Source organism: Pseudescherichia sp., from assembly GCF_031998825.1.
In the GTDB taxonomy this organism is placed as follows: domain Bacteria; phylum Pseudomonadota; class Gammaproteobacteria; order Enterobacterales; family Enterobacteriaceae; genus Pseudescherichia.
Window position 1 is genome coordinate 1 of the sequence record NZ_DAMACX010000108.1, and the last position, 1,638, is coordinate 1,638.

Below are 1,638 nucleotides of genomic sequence, written 5' to 3' on the forward strand. Positions count from 1 at the left end.
TCGATCCGAAGAAAACCAGCCCGTATAAGTTCTACCAGTTCTGGATCAACACCGCCGATGCAGACGTCTACCGCTTCCTGAAGTTCTTTACCTTTATGGATATCGCGGAGATCAATGCGCTGGAAGAGGAAGACAAGAACAGTGGTAAAGCGCCGCGCGCCCAGTACGTACTGGCCGAGCAGGTAACCCGTCTGGTGCACGGTGAAGAGGGGCTGGAGGCGGCGAAACGCATTACCGCCAGCCTGTTCAACGGCACCCTGAGCGATCTGAGCGAAGCTGACTTTGAGCAGCTGGCGCAGGACGGTGTTCCGATGGTTGAAATGGAGAAGGGCGCGGATCTGATGCAGGCGCTGGTGGACTCTGAGCTACAGCCATCCCGTGGCCAGGCACGCAAGACCATCGCCTCTAATGCGGTCACCATCAACGGTGAAAAACAGTCCGATGCGGAATACACCTTCGCCGACAGCGATCGTCTGTTTGGTCGCTATACGCTGCTGCGTCGTGGTAAGAAAAATTACTGTCTGATCTGCTGGAAGTAATGCACTAAGCACAGGGAGTGAGAAATCACTCCCTTATTTTTATGTCCGGGTAAGAAAATGAAGAATATCCTCGCCATCCAGTCTCACGTCGTCTTTGGTCATGCCGGCAATAGCGCCGCTGAGTTCCCGATGCGCCGCCTTGGCGCAAACGTCTGGCCGCTCAATACGGTTCAGTTCTCTAACCATACCCAGTACGGCAAGTGGACCGGCTGCGTAATGCCGCCCGCGCACCTGACGGAGATTGTGCAGGGCATTGCTGATATCGATAAGCTTAAGACGTGCGATGCAATCCTGACAGGTTATCTTGGCTCTGCCGAGCAGGGCGAGCATATTCTGGGCATCGTGCGGCAGGTTAAAGCGGCGAACCCGCAGGCGAAGTACTTCTGCGATCCGGTGATGGGCCATCCTGAGAAGGGATGCATCGTTGCGCCCGGCGTCGCGGAGTTTCATGCTCGCTATGCGCTGCCCGCCAGCGACATTATCGCCCCGAATCTGATTGAACTGGAGATGCTGTGTGGTCATCCGGTTAACAACATCGGCGAGGCGGTTGCCGCCGCCCGCGAGCTGATTGCTCAGGGACCGGAGATTGTGCTGATCAAGCATCTGGCCCGTGCGGCCAAAAGCATGGAGAGCTTTGAGATGCTGCTGGTCACGGCGCGGGAAGCCTGGCATATCAGTCGCCCGCTGGTCGATTTTGGCATGCGTCAGCCGGTTGGCGTAGGCGACGTCACCAGCGGCCTGCTGCTGGTAAAACTGCTTCAGGGCGCGTCCCTGCGTGATGCGCTGGAGCACGTGACGGCGGCGGTATATGAGATCATGCTCACCACCAAACAGATGGGCGAGTATGAGCTGCAGGTGGTTGCCGCCCAGGATCGCATTGCCCGGCCCGAGCATCTGTTCCGCGCCACAGAGGTTTAAGCTGTGGTGTAAAACGTAGGCCGGGCAAACAACGTGCCGCCCGGCGTTGTATAGAGCCCAGCCTACGCTCGCCCGGTGGCGCTGCGCTTACCGGGCCTACAAAATCCCGTATCCTGCAGCTCCGTTTTGACTAGTCCTGGAATAGGTTGACACTTTTCAGGCCTGTAACGCCCGGTGAACT

Annotated in this window: 2 protein-coding genes; both read left to right on the forward strand. The window is 57.7% G+C overall.

What is annotated here, in order from left to right; translation table 11 throughout:
- On the forward strand, positions 1-539 hold a 539-nt coding region (tyrS, locus tag RTP97_RS21380), incomplete at its 5' end, for a tyrosine--tRNA ligase (protein WP_312417217.1).
- Positions 540-596: 57 nt separating this feature from the next.
- Positions 597-1,457, forward strand: a complete 861-nt coding sequence (gene pdxY / locus RTP97_RS21385) for a pyridoxal kinase PdxY (protein ID WP_312417220.1) — start codon at positions 597-599, stop codon at positions 1,455-1,457.
- The last annotated feature ends 181 nt before the right edge of the window (positions 1,458-1,638 follow it).

Coding starts and splice junctions, on each gene's coding strand:
- pdxY (WP_312417220.1), top strand. CDS start 597: ATGAAGAATATCCTCGCCATCCAGTCTCACGTCGTCTTTGGTCATGCC.